Source organism: Aureimonas jatrophae, assembly GCF_900104035.1.
GTDB lineage: Bacteria > Pseudomonadota > Alphaproteobacteria > Rhizobiales > Rhizobiaceae > Aureimonas > Aureimonas jatrophae.
Window position 1 is genome coordinate 48,527 of the sequence record NZ_FNIT01000012.1, and the last position, 25,721, is coordinate 74,247.

General features: G+C 65.0%; 15 protein-coding genes and 1 pseudogene. 10 read left to right on the plus strand and 6 right to left on the minus strand.

Features of this window, described 5'->3' with window-relative positions; genetic code table 11:
• The first annotated feature begins 95 nt into the window (after positions 1-95).
• From BLQ76_RS18825 to BLQ76_RS21830, 6 genes are all read left to right on the plus strand, one after another.
• The gene (locus BLQ76_RS18825) at positions 96-2,738 is read left to right on the plus strand and encodes a hypothetical protein (RefSeq protein WP_139184063.1); all 2,643 of its coding nucleotides are present in this window, start codon (positions 96-98) and stop codon (positions 2,736-2,738) included.
• Positions 2,732-4,786 carry a hypothetical protein gene (locus tag BLQ76_RS18830; protein WP_090676532.1) on the plus strand — a complete coding sequence of 685 codons (2,055 nt, stop codon included), beginning with the start codon at positions 2,732-2,734 and terminating at the stop codon, positions 4,784-4,786. Before BLQ76_RS18825 ends, BLQ76_RS18830 begins: the two co-directional genes overlap by 7 nt.
• Positions 4,783-10,656: a DEAD/DEAH box helicase gene (locus BLQ76_RS18835; protein ID WP_170842668.1), complete on the plus strand. Its 5,874-nt coding sequence runs from the start codon at positions 4,783-4,785 to the stop codon at positions 10,654-10,656. Before BLQ76_RS18830 ends, BLQ76_RS18835 begins: the two co-directional genes overlap by 4 nt.
• A 213-nt stretch (positions 10,657-10,869) precedes the next feature.
• Positions 10,870-12,759: a hypothetical protein gene (locus BLQ76_RS18840; protein ID WP_170842669.1), complete on the plus strand. Its 1,890-nt coding sequence runs from the start codon at positions 10,870-10,872 to the stop codon at positions 12,757-12,759.
• Between the two features lie 450 nt (positions 12,760-13,209).
• Positions 13,210-13,383, plus strand: coding sequence for a hypothetical protein (locus BLQ76_RS22250; protein WP_170842670.1), 174 nt, complete (start codon positions 13,210-13,212; stop codon positions 13,381-13,383).
• Positions 13,384-13,666: 283 nt separating this feature from the next.
• Entirely contained in the window at positions 13,667-14,290 is a 624-nt protein-coding gene (locus BLQ76_RS21830) for a hypothetical protein (RefSeq protein WP_139184064.1), read from the plus strand.
• Positions 14,291-14,295: 5 nt separating this feature from the next.
• Here the strand turns inward: BLQ76_RS21830 and BLQ76_RS22610 are convergent, their stop codons facing one another.
• From BLQ76_RS22610 to BLQ76_RS18855, 3 genes and pseudogenes are all read right to left on the minus strand, one after another.
• Entirely contained in the window at positions 14,296-14,484 is a 189-nt protein-coding gene (locus BLQ76_RS22610) for a hypothetical protein (RefSeq protein WP_244519725.1), read from the minus strand.
• A 453-nt stretch (positions 14,485-14,937) separates the two neighbouring features.
• Positions 14,938-15,456: pseudogene (locus BLQ76_RS22810) on the minus strand (DNA cytosine methyltransferase); the annotation flags it as partial.
• A gap of 81 nt (positions 15,457-15,537) precedes the next feature.
• Positions 15,538-16,698 carry a DNA cytosine methyltransferase gene (locus BLQ76_RS18855; protein WP_090676539.1) on the minus strand — a complete coding sequence of 387 codons (1,161 nt, stop codon included), beginning with the start codon at positions 16,696-16,698 and terminating at the stop codon, positions 15,538-15,540.
• 72 nt (positions 16,699-16,770) lie between these two features.
• Here BLQ76_RS18855 and BLQ76_RS18860 point away from each other — a divergent pair, with 72 nt between their 5' ends.
• Positions 16,771-18,168 carry an Eco57I restriction-modification methylase domain-containing protein gene (locus tag BLQ76_RS18860; protein ID WP_090676540.1) on the plus strand — a complete coding sequence of 466 codons (1,398 nt, stop codon included), beginning with the start codon at positions 16,771-16,773 and terminating at the stop codon, positions 18,166-18,168.
• 15 nt (positions 18,169-18,183) lie between these two features.
• Here BLQ76_RS18860 and BLQ76_RS18865 read toward each other — a convergent pair whose 3' ends face one another.
• From BLQ76_RS18865 to BLQ76_RS18875, 3 genes are read right to left on the minus strand one after another with little or no spacing between them, the layout of a single operon-like run.
• Positions 18,184-18,906: a hypothetical protein gene (locus tag BLQ76_RS18865; RefSeq protein WP_090676542.1), complete on the minus strand. Its 723-nt coding sequence runs from the start codon at positions 18,904-18,906 to the stop codon at positions 18,184-18,186.
• On the minus strand, positions 18,903-20,204 hold the full coding sequence (locus tag BLQ76_RS18870; protein ID WP_090676544.1) for a hypothetical protein: 1,302 nt from the start codon (positions 20,202-20,204) through the stop codon (positions 18,903-18,905). The genes BLQ76_RS18865 and BLQ76_RS18870 overlap by 4 nt, the downstream gene beginning before the upstream one ends.
• 4 nt (positions 20,205-20,208) lie before the next feature.
• Positions 20,209-22,464, minus strand: a complete 2,256-nt coding sequence (locus tag BLQ76_RS18875; protein WP_090676545.1) for an ATP-binding protein — start codon at positions 22,462-22,464, stop codon at positions 20,209-20,211.
• Positions 22,465-22,527: 63 nt separating this feature from the next.
• On the opposite strand from BLQ76_RS18875, the gene BLQ76_RS18880 reads away from it, so the two are divergent.
• The 3 genes from BLQ76_RS18880 (at position 22,528) to BLQ76_RS18890 (ending at position 25,720) form a co-directional block, all read left to right on the plus strand.
• Entirely contained in the window at positions 22,528-23,013 is a 486-nt protein-coding gene (locus tag BLQ76_RS18880) for a very short patch repair endonuclease (RefSeq protein ID WP_090676547.1), read from the plus strand.
• A 461-nt stretch (positions 23,014-23,474) separates the two neighbouring features.
• Entirely contained in the window at positions 23,475-24,614 is a 1,140-nt protein-coding gene (locus BLQ76_RS18885) for a DUF262 domain-containing protein (protein WP_090676548.1), read from the plus strand.
• Complete coding sequence (locus BLQ76_RS18890) at positions 24,611-25,720, plus strand: AAA family ATPase (protein WP_090676550.1); 1,110 nt, start codon at positions 24,611-24,613, stop codon at positions 25,718-25,720. Before BLQ76_RS18885 ends, BLQ76_RS18890 begins: the two co-directional genes overlap by 4 nt.
• The last annotated feature ends 1 nt before the right edge of the window (position 25,721 follow it).

The following is a 25,721-nucleotide window of genomic DNA, read 5'->3' on the forward strand; positions in this document are numbered from 1 at the left end:
TCGCGGAACAGTACGGCGTGCCGCGTTCCGGTCCGAAGCATGGGCACCGAGAAGTTTCCGCGGGGACGGAATGTCCCGAGGTTCGCGACAGGTCGATGCTGAAAACGAAGCGACCAGGATTGTCTCCGTACTGGAGCTGGGAACTGGCGCTGACGCGCTACTATCTCGGCACCAGGGGATCCGAGGGATCGTCGGCCCTGGAGTTCGTGGACGCACAGCCCCGGCGGCTCGCGGAAGCGATCGGACTGCCGCCGTCGGACGGGGATGCGGCCAGGACGAGCTTCCTGGGCGTGTTCCGTCGCGACGGTCTCGTGGATGCGTTCGGCCATGGTTGGAGCGTCCGGCCACCGGACAGCCTGCCCGTGATGGGCTACTTCAACTATCTCGTCTTGTCCTGCTACGTGGCATCCGTCGCCCCTGAGGTGGCGCAGTCCGGCCTGTTTCCCGAACGGCTGAGAGAGATCCTCGGTTGGGACCAGGGAATCTCCTCCCTGGAAGGTCTGGCCACCCTCTGGAAGAACGCCGCCGTCTGGTGCGACGGCGCGAGGGCCGCGGGACGGGACGTAAGGCCGATCGCGTTGCCGGATCCCGGCTGGATGAAGCGCATCGGACATTCCATCCGCATCGCCTTTCCATCGCGACACGATCTCGACCGCATGGGACGGTCGTTCTCGTCTCTCGCAGCCGTCCCGGCACTCGACTCTCACCGCCTTTCGGATGCGGTCCGCGCCGAGATCGGTCGTCAGAGATGGTCTCAGGGCTTCATCCGTGCGTTCGAGGACTTCGATCGGCGGCGCGCACGGGGCGAGCGGCTGCTCGCCGACCATGCGTTCTGGCTGGCGATGGCGGCGCTCAGGCCGCCTGTCGAGCGCGACGACGCGGGTCGACGCTTCGAGTTGGACGTATCGACCGATGCCGACGGGCTCGACGCGTTCGTTCTGACCACGGATGCGGAGGACGTCCTGATGGCTCTCGATGTCTCGATCGACGAGCGACCGGGTTCGCCGGTCTCCGTCGACCTAACGCTCGATCAGGTCCTTGAGCTGTTTCGTGGACGGTCTGCGTCGCTCCCGCCTGATCTCCTGCGCTGCCACTCGGAAGGCTTCGTTCCCTTCGTCGAAGTGGAATGGGGCGTCTGGCGTGCCGCCAGGCACATCGAGGGCCCGTCGGTACGCCCCCTGGTCCGAAGGCGGGAGCGACCGGTCGGCGCGAGCGCTGCCGACCGGAACGCATGCTGGCGGCTCCATCCCGTCATGTCGGTCTCCGAAGCGGCACGGCTCGCGGTAGGAACCGGGCGCCGGGATCCGTTGCACGCGACGGACGTGTCCCGCGTGCGGGTGGTCGGAGGCATCCGCGTCGGCGACGCGTACCTCGGACGGTCCGGGTTCCTACCGACGGTCGAGGCCGTGTCCGGATGCGACGCATCCATCGTGACCGTGCAGTCGACGACCGGCGCTCCGACGGTCCGGGTCGTCGCAGGCCGCGTCGAACTGGAATGCGCGGAGCCGATCGAGGGCGTCTGGCGCATCCCGATAGAGGAGGCTGGGTCGGTCCGCTCCTCGCCGGCGCTGGCGTTCCAGCGGGATGCACCGGAACGCGTTCCGAAGACGGCGGACAGCCTGGCTCCCGGATGGCGCATCGCGGAACCCGTTCCGGACGGTCTGACGCCGACGACGATCACCGGCAACGCGACTGACCTGGTGGAAGCCTCCACCGAACGGCGCCTCTGCGATCTTCTTGAGGTCCTGGTCGCCGCGGGACGAAGGGGATGGGACGAGGCGGGACTGCACAGGGTGCTGTCCGTCGTCGCGCCGATCAAGCGGGCGACCTGGGATCTTCTCCGTCTCCTGGTGGACGGGGGCTGGCTGGAAGGGCGGGTCTGCCCGGTCTGGCGGGCCCGCCGCTGGTTCCTCGTACCGCCGCGACTCGTCTCGTTCGCGGACGGTCGGACTTTCGCCCTGGAGGGAGCGGCGGGCGGGCGCATGCGAGACCGCTTCCACGAGACCGCACGTCGCCAGTGTGGCAGTTCGGGAATTCAGGAAGGTGGTGCGGGCTGGCGGGTACCGTTGCCGGTGGCGGAGGTCGCGGACGGGGTCGGTTTCGTGCGCGGCATGGGACTCCCGGTGGTGCAGCCGGAGACCGAGGTCCCTCCCGCCGATGGCCGACCGAGCTTCCCTCCGAGTCTGTATAGCGACGAGTTCCGATCGACGGCGTCGGTCTGGAGCTGGAGTTCCGGTCGTTTCGTCGGTCCGGTCGGCGGAGGGGGCGGAGCGGTCGTCCTATCGAGACTGACCACGCCAAGGCCCAACGCGGCGGACATCTACCGCATCGACACCGGAGATGCCCCTCCTTTGTTGCTGGACGGCCGATCGGCTGCGCTGATCGTAGCTCACAGCATGGCCGGACGCGCCCTCTTCCGCTTCGATGCCACCCTCGGTGCGTTCGACCGTCTCGCCCACGACGGTGGCCTCCCGCCGATCGTCGCGCGCCATCTCCGGTTGCGGACGCTTAGGGCTCCGGAGATGGTGTTCGGGGTGGACGGGTCGTGGATCTATCGAACGCCCTGCAGCCCTGCCGACGCCGGAATGCTGTCCGGATGGCTCGGTCCCGCATTCGAGGGACCGTCGTCGGACGGAGATCGGGGAACCGGACTGCGGGAAATGGCGATGGCGAGAGCGAGGGGAGCGAGGTCGGAGTTGCTGGCACGAAGCATCTGGAAGGCACCGCGTACGTGCTGAGGGACGAAACGGATCCGGTCCGTCGGGACATCTTCATCGGCGAACTGGCCTTCAACAACGAGCAGCGCAGGCTCTCCCGTGTCGTGGGCCGGGCGGTCGCGACCCGCACCGGTTGGCAGCCGCTTCCCGGCGATCGTCTTCCGCTGGAGGGGCACGCGTTCAGCACGGATCCGAGGCTCTTCGGCAAGCGGCCCGGCTACGTCGTCCTGTTCACCGTCGCCAGGAACGAGCGTCCGGACGCCAGGGACCGGTTCGTCACGGACGACGTCTGCGAGCCCTACGAGTACGTGGAGCGGCTGACGCGTCACACGCCCGAGATGCTCCGCGAGGTGGTGCTCGAACGCGGCATCGACCTGGGACACCAGAACGACGGCGCGGTGGTCGTCCCCGTCGGGCCGGACCTGGTCGCCCTGCCGCCGATCGTAAGGTCCGCGCAGACCGGTCGCTGGACGCTGTCGCACGCGGCCGAGGCGGAGGCGGTCGAGACGTTCCGGAACGAGTTCCGGAGGAACGACCTCTTCGAGATCGCCGGCCGCCGCTTCGTCCTGCCCGGGCGCGTTCCGGACGTTCCGACGGGCGCCGTCAACTGGCAGAACGATGCCGAGTTCCTACAGGCCGTTCTCCGGCGTCTCCGAAGGAACGGGGACTTCGGCTCCGGTTCGGAGGACTTCCGGTTGACCGAGCGGCTCGCAACGAGACTGTTCTCGCTGTACCGCGACGCGGACGCGATAGGCGGTCGCACCCAGGCGCTGCTGGCCGCGAGGGCACGTCTGGAGGAGTTCGTGCCGAAGCTGTCGAACGGCAGCGGAGCCGTCGCCGCCATCGCCGACGCGCTGCATTCCCACGACGGAGTGCGCAAGGCGCTCGTTGCGCTGACGGAAGCCGAACGCGCCGAACTCCGTCGCCGGGAAGGCGAGGCCGTCCGGGCCGAGACGGTACAGGCCGTCGAGACGGAGATCGGCGAGCGCATCGCGCTCCGGGACGATCTCGGAAGGGAGGCCGAACGCGTCGAGACGTTGGTGGCGTCGCGTTCGGAACGGCTCGCGGAGATCGAGGCATCCATCGCCCGGGCCACGAGCCTGCTGGAGGGACGCGTCGCCACGTTCGTCGGCGAGGTGCGAGAGGCGGGACGACTGGTCGCGAACGTCCTCGGTTCGGACGATGCCGGGTCCGTCTCCGCCGCGGGCGTCGGACGGGTCGCCGGGCTCGCACCCTGGGCGCGTGCCGACCGTCCGGCTCCCGTCACGTCGATCGGAATACCGGATCTGGCGACCGTCCTGACGGCGAGGGCGAAATCGCTCGGTCTGGAAGCGGACGTCTTCCGAACGCTGGACATCCACTGCAGGAGTGGCGACGTGCCCGTGCTGACCGGGGACTCCGTCGTGACGATCCTCAGGGGCTACGCGGACGTGATCGCCGGCGGACGCCTCGTCCGGCAACCCCTTGATCCCTCGGTTCTCGGTCCCGAGGACCTCTGGCGCCATCCCGGATCCGGTCAGCCGACCGCCCTAGCGGCGGCCTGGCAACAGGCTGACGCGGCGCCGTCGAAGTTCCTGCTCGTCGCGCTCGACGACCTGGATCGGGCGTCTCTCTCGGACTGGCTGCCCGCGTTCCGCACCGCCTTCCGCGAAGCGAGACCGCGGAACCTCCTCGTCGTGGCCACCACGGCGCTTCCGAACTCGTCGGACCGAGAGGTCGGCGACCGACATCGGCGCCCCCTTCCCGGAACGTCAGGGGGAAGCAATGCCCTGGTCGCCGCACTGATGCGTGTGGGGACCGGGAGAACGACCGAGCTGGAACCCGTTCCGTCCCTGCCTCCGATATCCGCGGACGTACGCGCCGTCCTCCTCTCGCTGGCCTTGGCGGAGGGGGTGTCTGGTGCCGACGCCGGCGAACGTCTCCTGACGCTCCATGCGGCCGCGACGGCGTGGGGCGACGACGAGACGGCATGCCGGCTGGCGGTCGGGTGCCTGACGGGTCGGAACGCACGAGCCGCCCTGGTGGTCCAGCCCACACCGACGAACGAGAACGCGAGGACGGGTACATGATCGATCCGATCGGAGGCTTCGAACGCCTGCGGGAGTTCTTCCAGAGCTATCTCGATACCGCGTTCCGGATACGGAACGACGATCTGGCCGAAGTCCGCCGATCGCTCATGGACCGGTTCGGGAACCTCGCCACCGATCCTCTCATGGAACCGGTCCCACGATACGAGGTCTGCGGATATCCGCTCGAACGTCTCGTGGACGATTTCGAGGACAATCCGATCGGCGACATGCCGGTCGCCGCGAGGGAGGCGTTCGTCGAACTCGTCCTGTCCGGTCTCTTTCCGTCGGCTCCTGCCGAAGGCGGTCGGATCGGACGAAGGAGCCTCTACGAGCCCTACGGGCATCAGATGACGATGCTTCGCCGCGGCACCACCCCGGGATGTCCGGGCATCGTCACCTCGGGAACCGGATCGGGCAAGACCGAGTCGTTCATGCTGCCGATCGTCGCCGCCATCGTCCGCGAGGCGATGGGATGGCCGCGGCCACCCGACGGATACCTCGGTCGTCGCTGGTGGGGCACGGAGGATGCGGAGTTCGAGCGCAAGAGGCGGGGCGAACCGCAGGGCAGGCCTTCCGCCCTCCGGGCGCTCGTGCTGTATCCGATGAACGCCCTGGTCGAGGACCAGATGACCCGCCTGCGACGGACACTCGACTCGCCCGAGGCCCGGGACGTCATGGACCGCCGCCTCGGCGGCAACCGGATCTTCTTCGGACGCTACACCGGCGCCACTCCGGTCACCCAGTTCAGACGCCATCCGCGCAAGACCGGCCGTCAGGAGGAGCGGCGGCGGATTCGCAAGACGGCGCAACTCGCCGAATGCATGGTGGAGTTCCGGAAGGGGCACGATCTGGCCGTCTCGCACGACTGCCAGACCGGCGGACGACCGGAACCGACGCGATACCTCTTCCCGGCGGTGGACGGCGGGGAGATGGTGTCGCGCTGGGACATGCAGGCGGATCCGCCCGACATCCTCGTCACCAACGCGTCCATGCTCGGCACGATGCTCGCCCGCGAGGTGGAGGATCCCATCTTCGCGCAGACCGCGGCCTGGCTCGCAGAGGACAAGGACGCCTACTTCTACCTGGTCCTGGACGAACTCCATCTCGTCCGAGGGTCCGCCGGCACCGAGACGGCGGGCCTCGTCCGCGCGCTCGTCCATCGCCTCGGCCTCGACCGCGACGAGACCAGGCACAAGCTCCGCATCCTGGCTTCCAGCGCCTCGCTTCCCGTCGACGGCGAGGACGGGGAGCGCAGCATCCGGTACCTGGACGATTTCTTCGGTCCCTTCGGCACGTCGCGGCACGCCGGCGACCCCGGGTTCGCCGATCGGGCCGAATGGCGAAGCTGCATCGTCCCGGGCGCACCGATCCTTCCGGACGAACCCGTCGGCGGTCCCCTGTCGTGCGACGCCTTCGTGGAACTCGTCGACGCGGTGGCCCCGTCAGGAGACATGGCGCGGCGGATCTCGCCGACCGATCCACCGGTGCGCGACGCGATCGCGTCCTGCGTCTCCGCCCTCGGCGGCCCTTCGGGACTCGCGGAGGCGGATGCGGCCGTCCGTGCCGTGGAACTCGCGGCCGCCCGACTGGCCTGGTCGTGCGTCTCGGAGGACGCGCGAGGGGGCCGGCGTCCGAGAGCGACCACGCTCGGCATCATGGCGGAACGCATCTTCGGATCCTCTGGAGACCGAGAACGGAAGGCGCTCAGGGGTCTGACGCTCCTGCGCGGCATGGGTGATCGCCTAGAGGAGACCTACGGGACCGCGCCGGACGGCGAGATCCCGAGCTTCCGCATGCATCAGTTCGTCCGCAGCATCGAAGGCCTCTTCGCCACGCCCGAACGGGTCGAGGGCGTCGACGGTGGAGTCCGCTTCCTCGGCGCGAGCGTCGATCGGGGCATCACCCACACGTCCGGCACCGGCTTCGTCAGGCGCAAGTTCGAACTCGTCTACTGCGAGGCCTGCGGCGAGACCTTCGTCGGCGGGATGAGGGGAACGCAGGCCGACGGTCGATCGGAGATCGAGCTCTTGCCGTCTTCGCCAGACCTGGGCGAGCTGCCCGAAGCGGGAGGCATCGGGCATTACGAACAGTTGAGCTATCGCGAGTTCGCGATGTTCTGGCCATCGGTGGCGAGACCGGTCGATTCCGGCGACAACGAGGCCTGGCCCGAGGCGACGTTGGATACGGGCGCCGGGGTCGTCTCCCGCGGATGGCGTACCGACGACGACGAGGGATACGTCCGGGGCCGGATGTTCCACTGTGGCGGCACGCGTTCGAAGGGCCGCCCGCTGGACGCGTCCGGCACCGCGGGGCCGGACTGCTGCCCGTCCTGCGGCGTCAGCTACGCGATGAGGAAGAAGCCACGGTTCTCGCCGATCCGGAGCTTCCGCACTGGCTTCAACAAGACGTCGCAGCTGCTCGCCACCGAGATGTTCGAGACCCTGCACGCGAGCGGCGCGCTCGCGAAGATCGTGGCGTTCTCGGACAGCCGGCAGGACGCGGCGAAGGCGGCCCGGGAGATCGAGCGCGCCCACTACCAGGATCTGAGGCGTCTGCTGATCATGGAGATCGCCGCACGTCTCACCTCCGAGACCGACGCGTCCGCCGAGATCGCGAGAATGAAGGCGGAGATCGCGCGTCTGAACGAAGAGGAGCGGTGGGACGAGATACCGCCGGTCGCCGCGAGGATCGGCATGCTGTCGACGGCCAGCGGCAAGGACCGCATCCCCCTGAAAGCCATCGTGGAACGGCCGGCGGCGGAGGCCGGAACGACGCCCGGTCCCATGATGCAGGACATGCTGGCGCTCGGCGTCCATCCGACCGACGACGTAGGCATGCGACGGTACGGACGGTTCGCCTGGCAGGAGCTCTTCTCGCGCGACGGCGAACGCTTCGCCTGGACGGTAGGCGGCGTCCACGCGAACGATCGCGCCGAGATCCGCAACACGATCGTGCGTGGGCAGGATCCGCACGTCGACGAGGTGCTGTTCTCCAAGTCCTACTTCGCTCTCGAGGAGACGGGGCTCGGCTACCCGACCCTGTTTCCCAGGTACCCTACGCCCGAAGACCATCAGGCCATGGACGCCTGGCTGCGCGTCTTCGGCGATGCCTACCGCATTTCGTCGAACCGGTACGTGACGGACGAATTCACGCCCTGGATCGATCGGGTGCCGACTAGGAACCGCGTCATGGAAACGGCGCGCCGGTTCGCGCCCGAAGCACCCGAGGCCCTAGTTTCGAGGGTTTTGGAGAGGTTGCGCGGTCTCGGCCATGCGGAGGGTCGGATCGACGCGGCCGAACTCGGCGTGAAGATGGCCAGGCCAGGCGATCCGTACTGGCGCTGTGACAGATGCTCCCGCGTACATCTGCACAGGGGACTGGAGATCTGCACGCGCTGCCGCGAACCGCTGCCCGTCGGAAGAAAGGGGGAGGTGCGGGAACTCTGGCGGTCCAGCTTCCTGGCCGGCCGGATCGTGCGTTCGCGGACCGAGAACCTTCCGAGCTTCCGCCTCCGTTGCGAGGAGTTGACCGGGCAGACCGGCAGTCCCGCGGAACGGCTTCGCCTCTTCAAGGGCATCGTCGTGCCCGACGGGACGGGCGTCGACGCCGGTCTCCAGCGTGCCGCCTCCGAGATCGATCTCCTTTCGGTCACGACCACCATGGAGGTCGGCATCGACATCGGTGCCCTGCAGGCCGTCTACCAGGCGAACATGCCGCCGCAGCGCTTCAACTACCAGCAGCGCGTCGGACGTGCGGGTCGCCGGGGACAGGCCTACTCGTTCGTCGTCACCCTGTGCCGCAGCCGAAGCCACGACCTCCACTACTTCCGCACGCCGGAGGCCATCACGGGAGATCTTCCCCCTCCCCCCTTCCTCGCGGTCGACCACGTCGACATTCCCCTTCGACTGGTGAGGAAGGTGTGGTTCACGGCGGCATTCGCGACGGTACGGGATGCCGAGGGTGCCGCGTTCCCGGAGGAGAACGGCTCCGCCGATCCACACGGGGAGTTCGTCCCGGCTGCGCTGTACTACGCGGACGATTCTCCTTGGCCGGCCAGGCTCCGCGCGGCCCTCGTCGCGACCCGGGACGTGCGCGACGGGTTCGCGGGCACCATCGGCAGGGGTATCCCGGGACGGCAGGAAGAACTCGTCGCCGCGAGCGGGGTGGACGCCGTCATGGAAAGGATCGGCTCGCTGGCGACCGGCGGCGCGACCTACGGCGGTGGCTTCGCGAACTTCATGGCGGAGAAGGGGCTGTTCCCGATGTACGGCATGCCCACCCGCGTGCGGAACCTGTATCTCGGCCTGCGGAGAGATGGCGCCGCCAGGGTCGCCTGGGACGGCGTCGACAGGGATCTGGACCTCGCCATCTTCGAGTTCGCGCCGGGCCAGACGCTGGTGAGAGACAAGCAGGTACACCGTGCGGCCGGCTTCACGGGAAGCCTCCTTCCGCCGAGGCTGAGTCCGACGTATCCCGCCACCCTCGATCCCGGCCCGTCGTTCTGGGATGGCGAACGGCTCGTGGCGGAATGCCCGGGATGTCGGGGAAGGACCCAGCACGAGCCGGGCTTCTTCGAACCCTTCGAATGCGTGGACTGCTCGACCGAGGTAGAGGAACGACATACGAAGACGTACGTCGTTCCCTCGGGTTTCAGGACCACGTTCCGTCCGGTCGACGTCGAGGACGACGAGGAGTCTCCGCCCGTCCGCCGGGTGGTCGCGGCCGAGATAAGGGAGGTCGTCGCTTCCGAGGTGCCGGGCACCAACATGAGCCTGCATGCCGGCCCCGGCGCCACGGTACTGAGGCTGAACGACGGTCCTCCCGCGGCCGACGAGGACGGAAGCGGTGGCTACGCCGCCCAGCGTGTCCGCCAGACCTTCGTACAGGTGCCGGCGGGAATGCGTGTCCGACGCCCGAGGCTCCTGAACCAGTGGATGTCGAACGACGCGGTCCTCGACCCTCAGGCCTGGGACGTGCCGACGGGCGACGAGGCGGAGATCGCGGACGGCATCCGGCTCTTTTCGAGCAAGCCGACGGATGCCCTGTATCTGAAGCTCCGCACCATTCCTTCCGGGCTGAGGCTGGGAGCGCTGGACCGAACGGCACCGAACGCGGCGGTAAGGGCCGCGGCGGTGAGCGCCACCCAGATGCTGCTACAGAGGTCGGCTCTGGAACTCGACGTCGATCCGGACGAGTTCGAGCCTCTCGAACCCCGCGTGCCCGGCGGACGGCCCATGCTCCAGATCGCCGACCACCTCGTCAACGGGGCGGGCTTCAGTCGCCGTCTGGCCGAGGCGGAAGGAGACGGGCGACCGACGATCGTCAGGCTGGTCGCATCCATGCTGGACGATCCGGACGATCCGCTCGTCCGGAACTGGCGTTCCGAAGAACATCGTTCGGATTGCACCCAGGCCTGCTACCGCTGTCTCAGACGATACGGGAACCGCCAGTACCATGGTCTGCTCGACTGGAGACTGGGCCTGGGCTTCCTGCGTGCCACGGTCGATCGGTCGTACCGGTCCGGCCTGGACGGGCGTTGGGACCGATATCCCGAACTCGTCGACTGGCCGACCATGGCGGCCGCGGTCCGCGACGAACTCTGCCGTCTGGCAACGGGGACGCGTTCACCGGTCGCTCTGGGCAGCATGCGACTGCCCGGCATCCTGGAACGCACGCCTGGCGGCGATCGGCAGTACGTGATGGCACACCCATTGTGGAGCGTGGAGCCGGACGACCTCGCCGACGGCTCCCTCGCCTCGGCGGCAACCAACGGCTCCGAAACCTACTTCGTCGACCTGTTCGACGCGGCCCGCCGCCCCGTACAGGCGTTGGAGGCTGCTCGGAGGAGAACGACGCCGATCGATCGGTAACCACGCCGACGAGCCGAGACGGGAAACGCGACCGATACCGGTCGGCCGGACCGGATCGTCCCGAAGTCGGAGCCTTTACGCCAGTTGCCGGCCGGCCCGGTTCCGACTTCGATACCGAAAGGACAGCCGCGGCAGGAAACGTCGCTTGACTGACGTCACGTAGTATGGCGACATTTAGACGCCTAGAGAAAGCAAGATGACGAGGGGGTTCGCATGCTTCCTTTCTTTGCTGTCGCATTGCGTCTATTCCCAAGCATTGTTTCACTCCTTACCGACGACAGGACGATCCGCAACGCCGCCGCCATGAAGGAGGCGGTGGACGTCGCCGTGAAGGAGATCACGGACGCGAAGACGCCGCAGGAGGCCGACGATCGTCTCAAGGACCCCGGGCGCGCGGACCGGTTCAAGCTGCGTATGGCCGAACTGTCGATCGAGGCGGAGCGGATCGGTTCTCAGGACCTCGCGGCCTACAATCAGGCGGCGAACGAGAGCACCGCATCGTCCCGCGCGACGTTGCTGGAACTCCTGAACAAGCCGGAGTCGGGCTGGATCAGCTCGACGCCGGCGGTCCTGTCCTACCTCGTGGTCGCCGGCTTCTTCGTGCTGATCGTGCTTCTGATCACGGAATCCGTCACGATCGACGCAGAGGGTCGCGTCGCGGAACTAGTCTACATCTGCGTCGGAGCGGTGACGGCGGGCTTCTCGACCGTACTGAACTTCTGGCTCGGCTCCTCGCTGGGGTCGCGTCGCAAGGACAGTTCCGTAGCGCTGTCGGGCGCGGTGGACAAGCTACGGGAACTCGACGATCCGCCCGCCCCTTACGGTCCGGCGACCGGAGGTACCGCGAACGAGGGCGGCGGGGTCTCGCGCCCGTCGGGAGACGTAGCTCGCGACGGTACGCCCTCCAGGACGGAGCGGAGATCGCTACCAGCGGCGCTGGCGGGCGTCGGGCGCTCGACGGACCCGTCCACCGTCAACGTCCGGAGGGACGTGCCTCGCGTCGGGGAAACCCCGGCCAGCTTTCGCTACAACAATCCCGGAGCCCAGTATCCAAGCCGCGAAGCGGCACGCTTCGGCCAGATAGCCTACGGCGTGATAGGAGGCGGCCACAAGATCGCGGCCTTCCCCTCGGTCGTGAACGGCGCGGCGGCCAACTTCGACCTTCTGTACCGTCGTTATACCGGCATGACGATCCACGAGGCCGGAAGGAAGTGGACGGGACGCAACGCGTTCGGCGTCCCGGGCTACGACGACAACCTCGTCCTTTCGCAGGAGATGCTGACCGACCGCGAGCAGGCGATCGCCCTCCTGAAGGCCATCGCCGAGCGCGAGTCGGGACGGGGCGTGAACCTGACTTCCGAGCAGTGGCGCTACGCACACGAGATGTTCCGCAGCCGGAGCGCCGATGCCTTCCTGGCTCGCTACGGTGCGGACGTGGGACGTGCGATCGCGCCGGTCCGCCCGGACGGTGCGCCCGACGAGCTGCTTGAGGTCCTGCTGACGGAGGCCTGCGAGAAGGCTGGATACGAACTCGACCGCGGCGAGGGCGAGATCAACGTCGTCTACGTGGAGGGAATGAACGAGGACGGTTCGCCCAACAACGACGAGCCCAACGTCTTCAACGACCTACGCTGCCTCGTCGGCTTCCGGGACGGCGCCCCGTTCATGGTCGGCAAGTGGAACGCCACCACCGAACCCGGCTTCTACTACGACAGGGATCACCCCATGCGTCGCGAAGGCGCGGCCCGGATCAAATTCGGCCAATATAAGGCTTGGAGGGTCGGCATGCACAAAGGCGACTATGAGGCGTTGGTACAGGTCAGTGACGTGACGGTCTGCAGGGACCTGAACCGCGACATGGAGCGCGTCGGCGACATGGAGCACACCGGCGACGACTTCGGCATCAACCAGCACGGCGGCTACGACCGCCCGCAGGGCGATATCGGCAAGGCGAGCGCCGGATGCCTCGTCGGGCGCACGATGGCCGGCCACGACCAGTTCATGGCGCTGGTCAAGCAGGATCCGCGCTACCTGGCGGATCACGGCTACGTATTCCGTACGACCATCCTGCCAGCAGCGGACGTGACGCGTGTCGAAAGTTGATTGCCGTCTTCCCAGCGGAGGGGACGTACGATCATGACCGTCTCCGACGCGTTCCAGGCCAGAGCATCCGTTCTCGGACGTCGCTTCCTCACCCCGTACGGTCTGGTCGCGTGCCTCTCCATCCTCCTCCTGGCGGTCCTAGTTCGGTACGCCGGACATCTCGCGCTGAGCGACAGCCAGGCGCTTCCGGGACGTCCTCCTCAAGGGCCTCGGCGGCGTCGCCGTCCTGATCGGATCCGCCATCGCTCTTTCGAAGCACTTCGGGGAACGGACGGCGCACTACGAGGCTAGGATGGCGGAGGCACGCAAACCATTCAACGAGACCAGGCAGAGGGTCATCTCGATCTCGTCGAGGCAACCGGCACCATCGGCACCATCGCCGATCCTCAAGACAAGATCAGGCAGGATGCGTCGGCTCGCTTCTGGCGGCTCTACTGGAGCACGGCGCCCATGGTCAACGATCGGATCGTCGGACTGGCATTGGACGAGTACGCCTCCGTCCTCTGCGATCTTCCCAACGACGGGGTAGCACTGCGAAACGCCAGCATGAATCTTGCGCGAGCCTGCGGTTCCTCGCTGGGCTTCGATGGCTTTCGGGTGTTGCCGGTCGACAACCGGATCTAGTCGTAGAGCCATCGCCTATTTCGAACCGCCTTGGTTGTTCGGCTAGGCAGCGACCGCCAGAAAAGCCGAGGGCGATCTCGATGCGACCGTCGGCCATGGATCTGTCCCACCCGTCGACGCGCGAAGCGGTTGCGCCTGTCGTCCATCCGGTTAGAGCAACCGGAGCTCGATGACGAAACCCTGGCATTTCTACCAGGGACGGCAATGGTCTCAGGTCCCAGTGCAGCGCCGTGCGATCTTGCGCCCGAATTCGACCAGACCGTCGATCGTTCTGGAGTAGACCGTGAGCGCCCCGGTTCCGGTCGTTTCCCAGACCGACGCCCACTGTGGTCGCGATCTCGGTCAGAAGCTTCACGCGATCTGGTGCGGCGAAGAACACAACGAGCGGATGATCCTCGTGGTGGTCATCGCCGAAGGCTCCCGCGTTGCAGCTGAATCCCGGATGGCAACCGATCGCAACGAGAGCATAGGTCGTACCAGCCACGCCCAGATCGAAACCCATGTACTCGAAGTCGGACGACATCTCCTCGATGATCTCGGCGTACTCCGCCTCCTAGTCCTCGGCGGCCGCGATACAGTCGAGCTCTTCCATCTCCTCGTCCTGGGCGCGCCGAACGTCTTCGGGACCGATGTCCGTCAGCTGGACGTACTCCCGGTTTCCGAAAACGGACCAGACCACGTAGCTGTCGTCGAGATGCTCGGGTCTGAGCAGCATATGCCCTTCGACGTCGATGCCAGCGTCTATGTCGAGCTCCCAAGCCCGATACGTCATGAAGGTTCCTTTCGAATGAACCGACGGACGCCCGTTGCCCATGCCGACGATGCCTGCCGTCATCGGAGGCGAACCTACACTCCCGACGACGTGCGATGGAACCGGACTGGCACCGGCCCCGATCCCTCGGTTTGAAACGTCTACGCCACCGAGCGTAGTCGGAGATCGTGGACGAAGTGTGCGTTCTTTCTCAGGGGAGCTGCCTCGTATCGTGCGACGAAGCCGGACAGTGCCCGCCGCGACAACGGCTTGCCAATCGACAGTCCGAACTCCGACAGGCTGCCGAGCGTCGAGGCGGAGGAGCCTTCCCGACGCACGTCGACCGCCATCGATCGCTCTCCCGGTCCACCCCAGGCCGCGCGAGGCAGCTTCGCCCCGCTCGGAAACGGTCTGCCTTCGATCGACGAGGCTCGCGTCGTCGCGAGACGATGCCCCAACCATTCGACGACGGGAACGCTGACGGCGTTTCCAACAAGGCGCCATCGCTGACGGTCGCCGTTCCGCAAGGAGATGGCGGCTTCGGTCCAGCCCTCCGGAAACCCTTGCAGGCGCTCCGCATCCCGCAGCTCCGGCGTATGGAACGTACCGGCCGTGCGATCCCATATCGCGGGCGGCGACGGTATGCCGATGTTCGATCCTCCCTTCAGGGGGGGGATGGCTTCCGGAGCCCAGCCTAGGCCACGCGTTCCTTCCGTCCAGTAGAATCCTACGAAGGCGGGGTCCGCCGGTAGATCCAGAGCCGGATGTCCGACGCCCTCAAGAAGGACGGAGGCAGCATCGTCATCCCGACATGCCAGCACGAAAAGTCTACGTCTTCGTTGGGGAAGACCGAACATGCGCGTGTCTAGGACGCGGTATGCCCAACGGTATCCCAACCTCGCCAGATTGGTCGTCACGTGTCGGACGGCTTCGCCACCGGCGAGATCGAGAGCGAAGGCGACGTTTTCGAGGAGGACGTAGCGCGGCCTGACGGACGCCCGTTCGATCAGACGGAAGACGTGATCGACGAGACCGGAGTTCTTGCCGCGGATGCCGGACCTGCGTCCGGCCAAACTGATGTCCTGACAAGGCCATCCGGCCGTCACGACGTCGCACGGGGGAAGGCCGGCGAGCGACGTCACGTCCGGGGCGACGTCGATGCCCGGCAAGTTTCTGCCCAGGACCAGACGAGCGGCGGGATCGTTCTCACAGGCGAGAAGCACATCGTGGCCAGCCTTCCGCATGCCGACCTCGAAACCGCCGATGCCGCTGAAGAGGCTCACGACCCTGAGTGGTCTACCGATTGCGTCGGAGTGTTCCATTCCGGAATGGTCGCGGAATCACACCGATTCCTCGAGTGCCGAAAAGACACATCGGAAAGCGGAACTGGCGGTGCGGAACGATCAGACCGGCGCCGGTTCGGGAGCCTGCGATCCGATCCCATCATGCGAACCATGCAGAGCCGCTTCCAATCTGCCGACGAAGCCGTCCGGTACCCGCAGTCCACCCTGGTTCACACGCGAGATGAAACCCCTGAGGGCTCTCGGAGACAGCGCCCACCACCCGTCGTCCAGGAAATCCACGATGGATGGAGCGGCTCGCCGGACCGGGCGATCGCTGATCTGGACGACACGTCTCGTCCCCGATCCCCCTGACGCGGCGGAAGGCCAGCGGTCGCCGTCCTGAAGAGGTCGGGATGGAAGGTCCAGAATGTCGCCGGGCGACGCCAGCCGCTCTCCTACCCATGCGGCCGCGGGAACCGACACCGCGTTTCCGACCATTCGCCAACGGGGAGATCGCTTCGGTGGAAAGTTCGCGTCAGTCCATCCAGCTGGAAATCCCTGAAGACGCTCGCAGGCATCGATCCCCGGTACGAGGACGCGCCCGTCCGGGAAGAGAACCGCGGGTGCGGACGGGATGCCTAGGTTGGATGCAACCTTGAGAGGGGGGATGCCGTCGACGGAGAAGCCGACCCCCGAACGCCCTTCCGTCCAGTAGAACCCCAAGGGCTTGTCCAAAGATGGGGAGATGGGCTCGGAAGGCCCTGCCTCGTCTGCGAACAGGACCGTCCTCGGGTCGAGGGTGACGCTGGCGACGAAGAAGACCCTTCGCCGTCGCTGGGGCAAGCCGAAGGCGGTGGTGTCGACGACGCGATAGGCCCACGCATACCCCAGACTCTCGACTCGGCGGACGAGTTCGGCCATGGCCGTCCCACCCTTCAGTTGGAGCATGAAGTAAACGTTCTCGATGACGAGCGTGGGACGTTCCGACTGGAGGAGTTCGAATAGGTGCTGGATATCGCGGGACTTGGAGCCTTCGATCCCGACCTTGTCTCCGGCCATGCTCAGGTTCTGGCAGGGAAAGCCAGCGGTGACGACGTCGACATCCTTCGGAAGTCGCAAGAGACCGGCGACGTCGCCTGCGACCTCCACGCCCGTGAACCGGGCGTTAAGCACGCGCTGGCAATTTTCGTCCTTGTCGGCCAGGAGCACGGGCTCGAAGCCCGAAGCCCCTAGTCCGAGTTCGAAGCCTCCGATGCCAGCATACAGTCCGACCAACCTCATCAGTCGCTTGTACCTACGGCGACTGCGATATCAATGCTCCTTCGCGGCCGTGGCCGAATGGTCGGATGTAGCATGCTGACGGTCGCTCCCGCGGATGCGATATCGAATGACCCGGTCGACGTCGACGTACAGCGGCTGCACGACCGGTGCGGCGTGTACACGCGAACCCGTATGGTCGAGCAGATCCTGGACGCCGTCGGCTGGACGGAGGAGGCCGACCTGTCGCGGGCACGCCTGCTTGAGCCGGCGGTCGGGAACGGTGCATTCCTCGTGGAAGTCGTCCGTCGGCTGATGCGATCGCTCGTCATTCGCGGTCTGGATCCCCGGAACGTTGCCCTGGAAGAGAGGGTCGTCGGCTTCGAACTGCACGACGGCGAGGCGACGGTCGGACGCTCCAGACTACGGAGGGTCTTACGGGAAGCCGGAATCGAGGCAACGGAGGCTGCTCGACTGGCGGCCGCGTGGCTTCGAACGGATGATTTCCTGCTGCAGGATCACTCCGAGGATCGGTTCACGCACGTCGTTGGCAACCCACCCTACGCCAGATGGTCCAAGATTCCCAAGCGCCTGCGCGTCGCGTACGAGAGCCGATTGGCGCCCCATGTCGCGAAGGGTGACCTGTTCCTACCGTTTCTGGACCTCGGCATAGGCATGTTGCGTTCCGGCGGGCGCTTGGGCTTCCTCTGCTCCGACAGGTGGCAGTACATGGCTTTCGCCACCGACTTCCGAACTAGGCGCCTGCCCGAAGTCGAGATCGTCTCGAACGACGTCGTCTCGTCTTCGGACGTGTACGAGAAGGCCGTCGGGATCTATCCCTCGGTATTGATCCTTCAGAGGAGAAGCAAGCCTCTGTCGCGGCCATCGCTGCGACCACGGGGGCGAACTCTCCGCGACCTGGGCTTCTCGGTACGCGTCGGTCCAGCTCTGGGATGCACCGAAGCATTCGTCCTACCACCCGAGCACGTCGAAGAGGTCGAACCCGAGTTGCTGGCTCCTTGGGTCGCGGCTGCCGATGTCCGTGAGCAGAGCATCGTGGATCGCGGACGACGTGTGATCTGCTTGATCGACGATGCAGGCAGACCCCGGGACATGGATGGTTTCCCTAAAACCTTACGTTGGCTCTCCCGATTCAGGGAGAAGCTCGAACGGCGTTCGATCGTCCGCCAGGATCGCATGAACTGGTTCCGACAGATCGACCGAGTACAGTCGGGCGCATGGCGGGGACCGAAGTTGCTTGTTCCGGAACTGGCGAAGGTTCCGCGGGTCGCGTTGGACGAAGCGGGCATCGTGCCCAGTCACGGTATCTACGCCATAGTACCGTCGGAGCCGTCAGCGGATCCTACCGCATTGCTGGCCAGACTTGGAGACGGCGGCTTGGCGCGAGCCCTCGATGGCCAATCGCCGATGGTGGCGGGAGCATACTACCGTTGCTACAAGAACATTCTCGAACGCGCCGTCCTCGATGACTGAAGCCGGCCGCCCCGGTCACGGCGGCGACGGCGAACCCGAAGGGAAATGAAACAGGTTCCGACAGTGGCCGTCCAAAGCGTCGGCCACGGCCGTTACCTGGGCACCAGCTTCGCCGTTCTCCATCTCTCGGAACGACGGGACGAGTCCCTTCGCCCCGTCGAATCGATGCCCGCACATGGAGACGAGCGACGAGTACAGCGGCGAGAGACCGATGCCGTTGGGAAGGGGAACTACCGGATGGCTGATCGCCATGGTCGGCGTCAGACTGGTTTCCACGCCGCCGGTGACGAATTTCTTCGTCAGCTGCATGTGGGGGTATCCATGCATGTCGACATTGCCGCGAGTGCCGTGCTCGAAACGATAACCGACCGTGTGTCTGTCGGGATCGTCAACCATCTGGATGAGTTCTATCCGGCACTTCTGCTTGTCGACGAAGAAGTACGGCCTTAGGAAGAAGATCAACGTCTTTTCGCCGTACTCCGGCCGCGGCGCGAACGGCATTGGCAGGAACTGCTTGACGCGGTGGCGGTTCGTGACCCAGCCAGTCGTCAGCTGCTGCCTGATGAGGCTTTCGTCCACTACGATCTCCGACCTGTAGGTCTTGTAGAAATCGCTTCCCTCTACCTTGCTGCTCACGCGAGCGAAGTGGTTGCACCCTGCGATGGCGAACACCTTCAATACGGTCAGAGCCGTATCGACCTCGTCCGGAGGTACGGCGGCTTCGGTCGCGTTAATCACCGGGCGAAGAGACTTGCTGGAGAGTACACGTAGGGATCGACGCGCTCGACGAACCTGATGTCCGCGCCTTTGGTAAGATCGGTGACGAATCTACTGGTCTCGCCGCGCGGCCGGAAGCGACGGGTGTCTTCGCAGAAGTATAGTTCGTTGAAACGAATGGCTTCCTCGGAGATCCGAAGGAACTCGGGCGTTTCCTCGATTATCGGCAACCAGAACGATGGACCATCGACCCATGGAGACTCGTGCATGCCTGGTTCGGTGATCGTACCGTAACTCTGTTCGTCGAGACCGAAGGGAGCCTCGCGTCGACGAGCCGTGTCGGACCAGTTCTCTGCGGTGTCTCGCCCGTCTCCTCTCGCCACCCGCAACCTTGCTTGCAGATGGGGTGGGTCGATGAGGAGCTGTTGAGGACCGAGAACATCCCGCCTGAACCAGAATTCCAGCTCGGCGGCTACGACGCGCGCGACGATCGTGCGCAACGCATCGTCGTCGGGGCATTCGGTGGCTGCCACGTCGACGTCGGCGGACGCCAGGATTTCTCGTCGGTCGTCATCGGGAAGCGTTCGGTTCGAACTGAGGAAATGATCCCAGAAAGTGACTTCTCGAACGTCTTTGGTTCCGCCAGTAGGAGCTTCCTGCCCGAATGGAGACAGGAACGCGATGGCCTGGCGCGATAGGAACGACACGCACGAGGCTGGCATTCCGATCGTCGACAGGATACTTTCGTTCATCCTCTCCTTGACGATTTGCACCTGAGCACGTCTTCGCGCCGGCGCATCGAGCAGCTTCGGCCAGTACCAGGGACAGAAGACGCCTTCCCCGACGACTCCGGTCCAGAGGCCTGACACGGCGAGATGTTCGGTCTTCAAGGCGAGGTCGGCACGGGTGTCGAAATCGCCGAGGAGGTACTTGAGATCGAAGTCGACGTTCTTGAGCTTGTTCAGGGATACGACATAAGGCGTATCGGTGAACGCGCGAACGTAGCCTGCCAGATGCTCTGCCGTAAGGCGGATGCCGAAATCAGGAAATTGCGTCAGGCCGTAGTCGAGCAACAGTATGTCCGCCTGGCCCAGGCGACTCTGGAAAGCCCCCCCTTCCGGCAGACGCCTTTGCTTCAGACATTCCCTGACGTCGGAGAACAACGATTTTATCTGTTCCTTCAGAACGTCGGGCGCAAGCGGGTCCAGTCTCGCCGCGCCAGACGCCAGAACTCCGCTATCCTCGACGGACTTCTCGATCAGATCAGGCGACCGGTCGTCACACCCCACCAACCGGACAACACCTGGGCCTGCACCCATACGATTACTTCTCCCAGGATAGTTCGAACGTCGTTCTGTAGCCGCCATGTGGGGTTACAAACCTCGCGATGGATTTGTAGTTCGTGCTCAACATACGAACGATCGCCAATCCCATGCCCTGCCCTCCGATCGCCACCGATTCGTACTCCTTCGAAACCTTCAGATCCCTTTCGAAAGCGTCGAACAGTCGATCCTGGCTTTGGATGTCGATGCCTCCGATGCCCATGTCGCTGATCCTCAGGCCTTCTCGACCATTCTCGGAGAAACCGGCGATCAGGACACGAGCTTCGTCCGAAGCAAGGCTCGCATTCCAGCTGTTGGCGAGGACGTTCTGCAGTATCGCGCTCCACGCCGCTAAGGGAGCCCGGGGAAAGTACAGTTCGTCGTCGACTGCGACGATCATCTCCATGCCCGGCACGAGCGGTTCCATCGACCGCGCCACCTCGCGAGCTATCGCCTGCACTCTCAGTCTGTCGCTTCCCTCCCGGTCCTCTGCGCTGAGCAGGGGGGTGAAGAGGTTCTGCAAGGCCCTGAGCCTGCCCAACGAGCCCAGGAGATCCTCTGCCGTCTTTCGAAGGTCCGGACGACCGAGTTCGTCCGCTATGCGCAGCAGTGTCGCACTTGCCGCATCCATGAAACGTGTCTCGCGACCGAGTTCGTGCGTCATGGCCAGTGCGGTGATGCCGGCAGCGGCCAGCGGAGCGATGACGACGGTACGAGCGTCATACAGCTTCTCGCTCGTGTTCGCGGCCCGTTCGGCGTCCACCGCCTCCTTCTCGATTCTCTCGAACACGACGTCCGGAAGGGCATCGCGATTCTCATGGAGGACTTCACGCAACCGGCTGTATTTCCGAGCCGCTGGCTCGACGTCCCTTTCCTGTTCGCGCACCCTCAACAGCCTGGATCTGAACCTGTTGGCGTACAGATCCAGAGAATACCGCACGAGCGCCTGGAGTTGACGATGTGCCGCGTTGTCGACGAGACGATCACGGCCCGACTGCACTTCGAGCCACTCGCCCGGAGCGGCTCCCTTGCTCCGCGCTACCGTTCCTTCGTTGTTGGTGGAAATCCTGACGTATCCGAACAGGCGCCTTGGTTCGGGCAGATCGAGCATGTATCGATCTTCGACCATCCACTTCGAGGGAAGCAGGGCAGACGTCGACAGTCGGCGTCCGTAGTCCGAACCGTTCTCCAGCCAGTCGTTGTCGATTCCATAGTAGGGAAGCCGGAAACCTGCATCGAACAACGCGACGCTACCGAACCGTTCCAAGTAGTCCTTCAAATCCGCGAGCGACACGCTTCTGCGCTGCCTGCTGTCCAGCTTGTAGACGAATATCGTGAACTCGACGCCATCGAGGAGCGGCATGCTGCTGACGACATCGGCACCGCCGCGTTGCGACTTCCACCGGAGCGAAGACAGGCGGACCTCGTCGCGGAAAACCTCTTCGGGAGCCTTCGGCGGATACCCATCGGTGAATTCCAACTGGATTGATGCGAGATCGCTCGTTCGCCCCTTGGTGACGCTGCCGCGTATCTTCGCTCGCCATACCTGGGTTGTGAGGTCCTCGATGACACGGTCGAAGGCCTTCTCTGCCGACTCCATGTTGGCGTCGAGGTCGACCCTGAACGCCTTGGGGTCCTCGCTCTCGTTCGTGCGGACGAGACGTTCGAAAGGGGAACGAAGCGACCAGAGCTGGCGTCCTATCTCCTCAAGTTCCTTGTCGCCGAACTCAAGCTTCAGGTTGCTGATAGTGATGCGCGTCCCGTGAGTGGCACCGTTCGGAAACGGCTTGCCGACGAGAAGGCGTCGACGGTCCACGACCTGGAGATCAACCGGAAAGTCCTTCAGGTCCCCACCGGACGTGATCTCCGTCCAGTCCATGGTCGCAACGACTCCTTTCTCGTCGTCGTCCTTCCGGAGCGTCTCGATTATCAGCTGACTTCCTAGAAACTGCGCCGCCAAACGGCCTACGCCCTTCGATCCGGTCAGTCGACGACGCAGAACCTCCGAAAACTCGGCCTGCCGCTTGTGTTGTCCGGCAAGACGCAGATAGCGCCGCTCGAACTGGTCGGCGGTCATGCCAAGACCGTTGTCGGCTACTACGATCTGGTCGGAACGGATCGTGACGACGCAACGCGTCGCGTCGGCGTCGTAGGAATTCTTCACGATCTCTGCGAGCGCGATGTGGCGTCTTCCGATCAGACGCTCCCCCAGTTCCTCCAGGAGCGCCACGTCCACGGTGAAGTACTTCGTCGTCATGCCGGTCCCGAAAGGTCGAGCTGGAGTCTAGCAGGCAGCGGCGCTGCCGCCTACATCGGACTCATGGCCAACGACCTTTTCCAGACCGTGCCGGAAGCCCGTCGCAGACACATGGCTCGCGTAAAGGGAAAGGATACGAAGCCCGAGAAGATCGTACGTCAGACGGCACACGCCATCGGGCTGAGGTTCCGCCTCCACCGCCGGGACCTACCCGGCACGCCCGACATGGTCTTCCCGCGTCTTTCGACGGTCGTCTTCGTGCATGGCTGTTTCTGGCATCGCCATTCCGGCTGCCGGCGCTGCACGACACCGAAGACGCGCACGGAATTTTGGAATGCCAAGTTCGTCACGAACGTCGAACGTGACATGCGCAACTCCGAGCAACTGGTACGGATGGGTTGGAAGGTCCTGGTCGTATGGGAATGCGAAACCTTCGACCGGGACCAACTGCGAGTTAGACTGTCCAACGACCTTGGGTCGTCGCAACCCCGGCATGATTTGGATGGCAACGCATCTCCGACTACCGCAATCCTTCGAAGCGAGTCCTAAACCGGCTTGGCCTGCAGGCAGATAATCCGTCGACGGCCCTGAACACGGAACATTTGGAAAACGTCTCGCTTGCTAGGTCCTCGACATGTTGGGAACGATCTGACGCAGTACCTCTCTTCGAGCGCTTCGCCGTCCGGCGACAGAGATCGAGTTGGTCGCTGACAGTGTACCAGGAGCTTTCGACACGCCATCCCAACGGCGTATCCGTTTGGGGCGCTCCCGGGATGACCAGCCGTGGCGGTGCTTTCGCCAGAAGCCGAACGTGCCGCGGATGAGTGCCATTCGCAGCGTGCCGCGGAATGGGTAGAGTCCTATACTGTCCTGTCGCGCTGCAGCTTGCCTTTCCCGATCTCCGACTAGACGCGACGGCAGCGATGGACTGGTTCCATCGGCATGTTGAGTCCAAACGGCTTTTCGTGTGTGGTCGGAGACCACGACGGGAACCGGAGAATGACGTCAGGATGTCCAGTACCGCTGCGAACGAGACCGATCCGAACCCGGTTGCCGACGAGCAGATCGAAGGCATCGATCTCGACGTCGGAGACGGCTGGGGCGACTACCCGTTGGATGCGGTCTTCGTCCGGACCGAACAGCGCACGGTCGGAGAGGTCGTCCAGAGGATCGCGAGGAACCGCTACATCCTGGACCCGGATTTCCAGCGCGATTTTGTATGGCCCAACCCGAAGCAATCGAAGCTCATCGAGAGCTGCGTGATGCGGATTCCGCTTCCGGTCTTCTACGTCGCCGAGGCGCCCGACGGGCGGATCATCGTTGTGGACGGCCTTCAACGCCTGACCACGTTCGCCCGCTTTCTCGGCAACGAACTTCGGTTGACCGGACTGGTGGGAAACCAGCGGACAGGATCGCACGAGTTGGAGGGGAAGGTCTACGACAAGCTGCCCATGAACCTGCAGGAGCGCGTCTCCGACACGCAGCTGACCATGTACATACTCGATGCGAAGGCTCCCGAGAGAGCCCGCCTCGACATCTTCGAACGGGTCAATAGCGGTGCGCAACTGACGCGTCAGCAGATGCGCAACGCTCTCTACAACGGTCCGGCGACCCAATGGCTCAAACACGCAGCTTCGGGCGACGCCTTCCAACAGGCGACCGCGGGGTCTCTGGACAGCAAGGCGATGCGGGACCGCGAGGCGATCAATCGCTTCTGTGCCTTCTCGCTGATCGGTTGGAGGAACTATACGACAGGCGACATGGACGCCTTTCTGGCTCAAGGACTGAAGCGGCTTGCCGACCTCGACGAAGGCGCTCGCTCCGAGCTGCGCGCCTCCTTCGATGCCGCGATGGTTCTCAGCTGGCGCCTTTTCGGTCCACACGCGTTCCGCAAGTCCTTGGTCGGAGCCAACGAGTATACGGCGCGTAGCGTCATCAACATATCGCTGTTCGAGGTCAGCGCCGTCCTGCTTTCGCGCTTCGCGCGGTCATTCGACGATGGAAGCGTCGAAGAGCTGAGGAGTATACTCGAAGGGCTGGTCGCCGATCCCGACTTCGGTCGGTCCATCACCTATTCCACCAACAGCACGCAGGCGGTGAGGCAGCGTTTCGGCGTTCTGGAAGAGGCCCTGGATAAGTTCTTCCCATGATCGAAGCCTTGCATTCCCTTGAGATCGAGGCTTTCAAGTGCTTCGAGCGGTTGCGCGTCCCCCTGGCACCGCTGACGTTGCTTACCGGTTTCAACGGAGCCGGCAAGTCCAGCACGCTCCAGCCGCTGCTCCTTCTCGCCCAGGCCGCCAGGGCGAACGTCTGGGGCACTGGGACGCTGGACGGCGATCTGCCGCTGAACGGCGACCTGGTGCGTTTGGGATCCGCCGGCGACGTTCTCAACGTTTCCTCCTCGGCCTCGGTATCGCGTTTTCGCGTCGGTGCCGGAGAGAACGTCCTCGACGTCGTGTTGACCGCCCGGACGGGAGAAAGGACCCTGCGCGCCGAGTGCGGAGCGCCGTCCGATGCCGGGGACATCCCTGCGCGCCTTCGCCGTCTCGTCTACTTGAGCGCCGTACGTGGCGGCCCATCGGACACGTTTCCAATTCCCGCTCGCAGCGCGGGGACGGTTCCAGACGTCGGCGCGGATGGGCGCTATGCGAGTTATTGGTATCACGAGTTCGCGGACGCCGACATCTCTCCGGAGAAATGCCTCGACGGCGGATCGGCCGATACGTTCCGTCGACAGGTGGACGCTTGGCTCGACCGACTCGCCCCCGGTGCCAACGCCAACGTCCAGGCGTTGGCGGTCGCATCGCTCAACGTCCTGCAGTTCCGCCTATCCCAGACCGGAGAATGGAGGCGTCCCGCCAACGTAGGCTACGGCCTCACCTACTCGTTTCCGATCCTCGTCGCGCTGCTCGCCGCGGAAAGGGGTGATATCGTCGTCATCGACAGCCCGGAGGCTCATCTCCATCCTCAAGCGCAATCGCGAATGGGTCGCATGCTGGCGACGTTCGCCGCCGCGGGGGTGCAGATCCTGGTCGAGACGCACAGCGATCACGTTCTGAACGGAGCCCGCCTGGCCGTACGCGACGGCGTACTGACGCCAGAAAAGGTCAGCCTGCTATTCTTCTCGGGCGTCTCCTCCAGCGGTCATGGCGTGACGACGCCGCGCCTAGACATGAACGGCAGGATCGACGAGTGGCCCGACGGCTTCTTCGACCAGGGAGACAAGGACGTCTCGTCGCTCGCGGGGTGGGATTGAG

What these genes read in the sequence shown, in the direction of transcription:
- BLQ76_RS18825 (WP_139184063.1), top strand. Translation starts at nt 96, where the DNA reads ATGCTGAAAACGAAGCGACCAGGATTGTCTCCGTACTGGAGCTGGGAA.
- BLQ76_RS18835 (WP_170842668.1), top strand. Translation starts at nt 4,783, where the DNA reads ATGATCGATCCGATCGGAGGCTTCGAACGCCTGCGGGAGTTCTTCCAG.
- BLQ76_RS18840 (WP_170842669.1), top strand. Translation starts at nt 10,870, where the DNA reads ATGCTTCCTTTCTTTGCTGTCGCATTGCGTCTATTCCCAAGCATTGTT.
- BLQ76_RS22250 (WP_170842670.1), top strand. Translation starts at nt 13,210, where the DNA reads ATGGTCAACGATCGGATCGTCGGACTGGCATTGGACGAGTACGCCTCC.
- BLQ76_RS22610 (WP_244519725.1), bottom strand. Translation starts at nt 14,484, where the DNA reads ATGGCGGTCGACGTGCGTCGGGAAGGCTCCTCCGCCTCGACGCTCGGC.
- BLQ76_RS18855 (WP_090676539.1), bottom strand. Translation starts at nt 16,698, where the DNA reads ATGAGGTTGGTCGGACTGTATGCTGGCATCGGAGGCTTCGAACTCGGA.
- BLQ76_RS18860 (WP_090676540.1), top strand. Translation starts at nt 16,771, where the DNA reads ATGCTGACGGTCGCTCCCGCGGATGCGATATCGAATGACCCGGTCGAC.
- BLQ76_RS18870 (WP_090676544.1), bottom strand. Translation starts at nt 20,204, where the DNA reads ATGGGTGCAGGCCCAGGTGTTGTCCGGTTGGTGGGGTGTGACGACCGG.
- BLQ76_RS18875 (WP_090676545.1), bottom strand. Translation starts at nt 22,464, where the DNA reads ATGACGACGAAGTACTTCACCGTGGACGTGGCGCTCCTGGAGGAACTG.
- BLQ76_RS18880 (WP_090676547.1), top strand. Translation starts at nt 22,528, where the DNA reads ATGGCCAACGACCTTTTCCAGACCGTGCCGGAAGCCCGTCGCAGACAC.
- BLQ76_RS18885 (WP_090676548.1), top strand. Translation starts at nt 23,475, where the DNA reads ATGTCCAGTACCGCTGCGAACGAGACCGATCCGAACCCGGTTGCCGAC.
- BLQ76_RS18890 (WP_090676550.1), top strand. Translation starts at nt 24,611, where the DNA reads ATGATCGAAGCCTTGCATTCCCTTGAGATCGAGGCTTTCAAGTGCTTC.